This window comes from Pseudomonas sp. GM21 (assembly GCF_000282215.1).
Lineage (GTDB): Bacteria > Pseudomonadota > Gammaproteobacteria > Pseudomonadales > Pseudomonadaceae > Aquipseudomonas.
Genome location: NZ_AKJS01000191.1, coordinates 67245 through 73546, shown reverse-complemented (window position 1 = coordinate 73546; position 6302 = coordinate 67245). Strand labels below are relative to the sequence as shown.

The 6302-nt window shown below is 56.5% G+C and carries 6 protein-coding genes; 2 read left to right on the top strand and 4 right to left on the bottom strand.

What is annotated here, in order from left to right; genetic code table 11:
- Positions 1-234: 234 nt before the first annotated feature.
- Together PMI22_RS01645 and PMI22_RS01650 are read left to right on the top strand one after the other, a co-directional pair.
- The gene (locus PMI22_RS01645) at positions 235-858 is read left to right on the top strand and encodes an NIPSNAP family protein (protein WP_007949151.1); all 624 of its coding nucleotides are present in this window, start codon (positions 235-237) and stop codon (positions 856-858) included.
- A gap of 112 nt (positions 859-970) precedes the next feature.
- Positions 971-2971 (top strand): peptidase U32 family protein, encoded by a 2001-nt coding sequence (locus tag PMI22_RS01650; RefSeq protein WP_033049770.1) that lies wholly within the window; start codon positions 971-973, stop codon positions 2969-2971.
- A 51-nt stretch (positions 2972-3022) separates the two neighbouring features.
- Here the strand turns inward: PMI22_RS01650 and PMI22_RS01655 are convergent, their stop codons facing one another.
- The 4 genes from PMI22_RS01655 to PMI22_RS01670 form a co-directional block, all read right to left on the bottom strand.
- Positions 3023-3250: a DUF6124 family protein gene (locus tag PMI22_RS01655; protein WP_007949149.1), complete on the bottom strand. Its 228-nt coding sequence runs from the start codon at positions 3248-3250 to the stop codon at positions 3023-3025.
- 489 nt (positions 3251-3739) lie between these two features.
- On the bottom strand, positions 3740-4192 hold the full coding sequence (locus PMI22_RS01660; protein WP_033049774.1) for a response regulator: 453 nt from the start codon (positions 4190-4192) through the stop codon (positions 3740-3742).
- Between the two features lie 205 nt (positions 4193-4397).
- Entirely contained in the window at positions 4398-5612 is a 1215-nt protein-coding gene (gene gltS / locus PMI22_RS01665) for a sodium/glutamate symporter (RefSeq protein ID WP_007949146.1), read from the bottom strand.
- A 143-nt stretch (positions 5613-5755) separates the two neighbouring features.
- Positions 5756-6025, bottom strand: coding sequence for a hypothetical protein (locus PMI22_RS01670; RefSeq protein ID WP_007949144.1), 270 nt, complete (start codon positions 6023-6025; stop codon positions 5756-5758).
- Positions 6026-6302 lie beyond the last annotated feature (277 nt).

The window sequence follows — 6302 nt, the reverse complement described above, 5'->3', positions numbered from 1 at the left end:
TGGAAGCCGAGAGTGGCTACACCGCCAATACGGGTGACATGCAAGTGCGTTGGAATTTCTGACCCGCTAAATTCCGTCCGCACGGTAACGAGCGGTGGCTTACCTGCTGACTGTTGCCCTAAAGGAATTACCTAGCGCACTAAGGTGAACGCCGTACCCCAAGGGGTTCGTCTCAATATCTCGCCTTTGAGGCTCCGGGTTAGGCTCAAGGCAACGAATGAGTGGAGCCACGTTATGCGATTGTTTGAATTGATTACTTTCACGGTGCGTGTGCGCACCGTTGCAGAGGCACTGGTGCGAATCGAGGCAGCACTGGCCAAGCCTGGGGTGGGGGGAACGCTGATGGGGTGCTGGGCGTCGGAAATCGGCCAGCTGAATCAAATTACCGTTCTGCGCGGTTATGCCGACGAAAGTTTGCGGCAAGCAGAGCGCGAGCGCTTCCTGTTGGAGGGCGAAGCGTTCGGCATCAACGCCTTTATTACCGACCTGAAAATCGAAAACTACAGCTTGTTCCCGTTCCTCAAGCCCTTGAACGCCGGAAAACACGGGCCCTATTACGAAATGCGCGTGTACGACCTGGTCAGTTCCGGGTTGCAACCGACACTCGATGGCTGGATCAAGGCCGTGGAGCCGCGTACCGCCGAGCAGTACTCGCCGGTGTATGCGGCGTTTTATGCGACCGACGGTGCCTTGCCGCGCTACCTGCACATCTGGCCGTGGTCAACCCTGGAGCAGCGTCTGCAAGTGCGGACTCAAGCCGTGGCGGACGGTGTCTGGCCGCCTGAAAACTCCGGTCCGCAACTGTGTGACATGCGCTCGACGATTTACCTGCCAGCGGCTTTTTCGCCCTTGCAATGAAGCGTGTCCGGTTATTGGCTGTTGAGTGACAGGTTCCATTGCGTCGCACCAGGTGCCCATCTCGTTTTTGCCCGCTACAATGCGCACCTACCGTGATAACCAGATAAAAAATATGTCTCTTCCCAAACATCACCTGGAATTGCTCAGCCCCGCCCGTGACGTGGACATTGCTCGCGAGGCCATCCTGCATGGTGCCGACGCCGTGTACATCGGTGGCCCGAGCTTCGGCGCCCGGCACAACGCCTGCAACGAAGTCAGCGATATTGCCCGACTTGTGGAGTTCGCCCGTCGCTACCACGCGCGAGTGTTCACCACGATCAACACGATTCTGCATGACAACGAACTGGAGCCGGCCCGCAAGCTGATCCACCAGTTGTACGATGCCGGCGTCGACGCGTTGATCGTTCAGGATCTGGGCGTGATGGAACTGGATATTCCGCCAATCGAGCTGCACGCGAGCACCCAGACCGACATACGCACCCTGGCGCGGGCAAAGTTCCTTGACCAGGCTGGCTTCTCCCAACTGGTACTGGCCCGCGAGCTGAACCTGCAAGAGATTCGCGCCATCGCCGACGAGACCGATGCGGCGATCGAATTCTTCATCCACGGCGCGTTGTGTGTGGCGTTCTCCGGGCAGTGCAATATCTCCCACGCACAGAACGGTCGTAGCGCCAACCGTGGCGATTGCTCCCAGGCCTGTCGTTTGCCTTATACCCTCAAGGACGACCAGGGTCGGGTAGTCGCCTACGAAAAACACCTGCTGTCGATGAAAGACAACAACCAGAGCGCCAACATCCGCGCGTTGGTCGAAGCGGGCGTTCGCTCGTTCAAGATCGAAGGGCGCTACAAGGACATGGGCTATGTGAAGAACATCACGGCCTATTACCGTCAGCGTCTGGACGATGTGCTTGAAGATCGTCCGGATCTGGCTCGGGCATCCAGCGGCCGCACCGCACATTTCTTCGTCCCCGACCCGGACAAGACCTTTCACCGTGGCAGCACCGACTACTTCGTCAGTGAGCGCAAGATCGACATCGGCGCCTTCGACTCACCGACCTTCACCGGCTTGTCGGTGGGCGTGGTGGAAAAAGTGGGCAAGCGTGATATGCAGGTGGTCACCTTTGAACCGCTGTCCAATGGCGACGGCCTAAACGTGCAGATCAAGCGCGAGGTGGTGGGTTTTCGCGCGAACATCGCCGAGCCCAAGGGTGAATTTCTCGAAGAGGGCCAGAAGCGCTATCGCTACCGCGTCGAACCCAACGAGATGCCGGACGGGATGTTCAAGTTGCGGCCCAACCATCCACTGAGCCGCAACCTCGACCATAACTGGCAGCAAGCCTTGCAGAAGACCTCCGCCGAGCGTCGTATCGGTCTGAGTTGGGTGGCACGTCTTGACGAGCAGCGCCTGCAATTGACCGCCACGAGCGAGGAGGGCGTCAGCGCCAGCTTGTCTCTGGACGGTCCGTTCGGGCTGGCCAACAAGCCGGAGCAAGCCTTGGAGCAACTGCGCGATCTGCTCGGTCAGCTGGGTACCACGGACTATCACGCCACCGCCATTGAACTGGATGCACCCCAGGCGTTCTTCATTCCAAACTCGCAGCTCAAAGCCTTGCGCCGCGAAGTGATTGAAGCGTTGACCGTGGCCCGTCTGCACGCCCACCCAAGAGGGCATCGCAAGGCCGAAACCACTCCGCCACCGGTGTATCCGGAGTCGCACTTGTCCTTCCTGGCCAACGTCTACAACCAGAAGGCTCGGAATTTCTATCACCGCCACGGCGTCAAGCTGATCGACGCAGCGTTTGAGGCCCATGAAGAAACCGGGGAAGTGCCGGTGATGATCACCAAGCACTGCCTGCGTTTCTCCTTCAATCTTTGCCCCAAGCAAGCCAAAGGCGTCACCGGTGTACGCACCAAGGTCGCGCCGATGCAACTGGTGCACGGTGACGAAGTCCTGACGCTGAAGTTCGACTGTAAACCTTGCGAAATGCATGTCATTGGCAAGATCAAGGGCCACATCCTCGACTTGCCGCTGCCGGGCAGTGTTGCGGAACCGGTCGTGGGTTACATCAGTCCCGAAGACCTGCTCAAGACGATCCCGCGCGCACCGCATTGAGTGATAGGCGAGTACGCAGCATTCCGTGCTACGTACTCGCCTGCGCCGTGCTTACTCCTTCAGCTCAACCTTATCCAGCGCCTGATTCACCGCCAACTCCCCCAACATCACCACTTGCGTAATCCCGAGCAACGTCTTGCGGTGTGAGTTCTCCAACAGCGCCGCGAAATTGCTGAGCATGGTGGTGGCCGAGCCCAGTGATTCGCTGGCGTTGGCCAGCAGGGATTCGTAGGGCGAAGCCGGATCGATGTCCGGTGGGTTAGGTGTTGGTTTGATCATGGATGAACCTCCTACTGCAGATTGAAGGAGCCATCACCCTTGCTACCAAACGAGGGTGGTGGCCATACGCGGGTTGGTAGACCGGCTGCAAGTAGGAAACCCGGCGCTCACAAAGGAGCCCCACGCATGACCACCATATAAAGCGAGCCTCAAAAAAGAGACTGCATAAGGTGTCGCTATACGACTATTTGCAGACGGGCTACCAAACCCGATCACTGTTTTTCAGTGACCGGAAAACGATATAGCCCACCCCGCAGCCGCACAAGCCGGCGGATTCTGTCTTACCCGTAGGTGATGGCGCAAGGCGTTGTAGCCTTTGGGTGGTAACAGGAGGCTACGTTTAAACAGACAACATTCTTGTTGTTTAAGCTTCAGCAAAACCGAGTGGAATTACTCACTGCGTCAGTCAAACAAAATCCATGTGGGAGTGAGCCCTGTGGTGAGGGGGGCTCGCTCCCACTGGATCTGTGTTGTATTTGATGGCTGTGGCTATTCGTCTGGCGTGAGACCCAGTTGCAGGTTAACCAAGGTGATCAGTTCATCCGGATCGATCGGCTTGAGCAGGAAGTCGACAACACTCAAACGCATGGCCTCGATGGCATCGCGAACATCCGCATCTCCAGAAATGATCACAATCGGCATGTCGGCCCACTCCGACTCGCGGATGTTTGAAATCAACTCCAGGCCATTGAGCGGGCGCATACGCAAATCAGTAATGACCAATCCGATTGAACTGTCGATGTCCAATGAACGCATGGCTTCGTCGGCACTGCTAGCCTCAAGGCACAAGAGGCCATTGACGTGAAGAATGTCGGCCAGCATCTCGCGTGTGCACGGGTCATCTTCGACGATCAAGACTTTTTGGGGCAACAGCCCCGGCTCCTGCATCGCGGCAATGATTGCCTCGCGCTCGGCGGCAGTCAAAAGATCGTGATCGAACATCATTTCCAACCCTTCAAGAGCCAATAAAACCCTGTCTGCCGTGTTCTGCTGAAAACTTCCGAACACGCTTGGGGGCAGGTTGTTTCCTCCAACCCGTGCCCCCAGTAACGCATGGCGTCAACAGAACTGCTCTGAAATGGCCTGATTTGTACCCCGCAAGATGCTGAAAAACGCTGAAAACCGTGATCAGCACGGGAGGCGCCCCCTAGATGCCGCTGAACAGGCCGATGATCACGGCATTGACAAGGTCAATGAAAAAGCCACAGACCAGCGGCACGATCAGGAACGCCTGGTGGGCCGCACCGTACTTTTGAGTCACGGTCGTCATGTTGACGATGGCCGTGGCTGTGGAACCGAGGGCAATCCCGCCGAATCCGGAAGCAATCACGCTGGCTTCGTAATCGCGACCCATAAAGCGGAAGACCACAAAATACGTGTAGAGCACCGTCAGCAGAATTTGCAGGGTCAAGGCGCAAACAATGAACCCCAACACACCGCTGAGCTGCCATAACTGAAGCCCCATCAGGGCCATGGTCAAAAACATGCCCAGACAAATATCGGAAATCAGCGACAGGCCCAGGCTCGCGCCGCTCCAGGATTTCAGACGCTCTTCACCCACCAATGCAAAAACGATGTGGTGAATGACGATGCCCGCGAACAGGCAACTGACGAATTTGGGCAGGGTGATGCCGGCATCCACCAACAGCAGGTTGAGTCCATAGCCCAGCATCAGGGTCAGGTTGAGCCACATCCACGCCCACAGTACGTCGTAGTAATTCAGTGAATTGTTCGGTTGATCCTCAAGAATGCCGACTTCAAGCGCCGCATCCCCGGAAGTCTTCAGTCGATTACGACGTATCAGTCGGTTGGCGATTGGACCACCGATTACACAAGCGGCAATCAGGCCGACGGTGTTGCTGGCCATGCCCAGTTCATGGGCGTTATTGATGCCCAGCTTTTCGATGAACAATGGTGCCCAGGCCAGCGTGGTGCCTGCCCCGCCCGTGAGGGAAATGGAACCCACCATCAACCCCGCCTTGGGGTCGAGTCCAAATGCCTCGGCGACACCCATGCCCAGTGCGTTTTGCAGGACGATGAACACCCCGGCGAGCACCAGCAGGATCAGCAGTGGGCGTCCACCCTTGAGCAGTTGGCGCATGTCTGATTTCAAGCCAATGCCGGCAAAGAAATAGAGCAACAGGGTGTCGCGAACTTGCAGATCGAATTCGACCTGGATATTCAGGCCGAAATAAAGCAGGGACGTCACCGCCGCACAGACGAAGCCGCCGACGACCGATTCGGGAATACAGTATTGACGGAGCAGGGCGTTTTTTTGAACGAGGGTTTTGCCGAGGAAAAGCAGGAGGATGGCAAGGGTGAAACTCACGAGACCGTGCACCGAGAAGAGCTGGGGCGTCATTCAAAGCCTTCCTAGAATCTGAAAAAACATTATCAGGAGTTGGCCGTTCAGTGATTAAACCTGGGTCAATGAACGGTGGATGGAGCATAGCAGGAGGGTTGGAACCTTTCTGTTGCCCCCTGATGCGAGCCTTTCTCGTTCGATCAGTGACCATTCCTGGCGTGCGCAACCTTCGCTTCAATACCGTCAATGTATTGCGACTTCAGTTCTTTTGTTAACGGCCCAAGGATTGGGTTTGCTTTGAACGGGGCCAATAGATGTTCAATTACACGATCTACCCTGGCGCAGGCAGCAGTGACACTTGAAGGCAGCAGCGGATCAAACTCAATCCCCTCCATCTCGATATCGAGCCGTTTCAACACAGATTCGGCGTCCAGGATCTGGTGGCGTATCTCATCTGGCGAGCATCGCATCGTTGACCTCCTTGTATTGCCGTAAGTCCAGGTACACCCGTCGTTGACTGCTGATTCAGTCAAGCGGTCAGGGTGTGGGATGGGCTGTCTTAAAAGTGAAACAATAGTGTCGCGCAGAAATATGACTGAAATATTTCACTCTTATAATTGAGGGATGTTTTTCTCGGGTTACCTTCTCATGCGCCGTCACCGTGAAGACCAGACAGCCTGACTTCGCGCGGCAAGCGCTTTCTGTACTTTCGATCTGTCGCCAGTGAAGGCACAATGCGCATCCTTT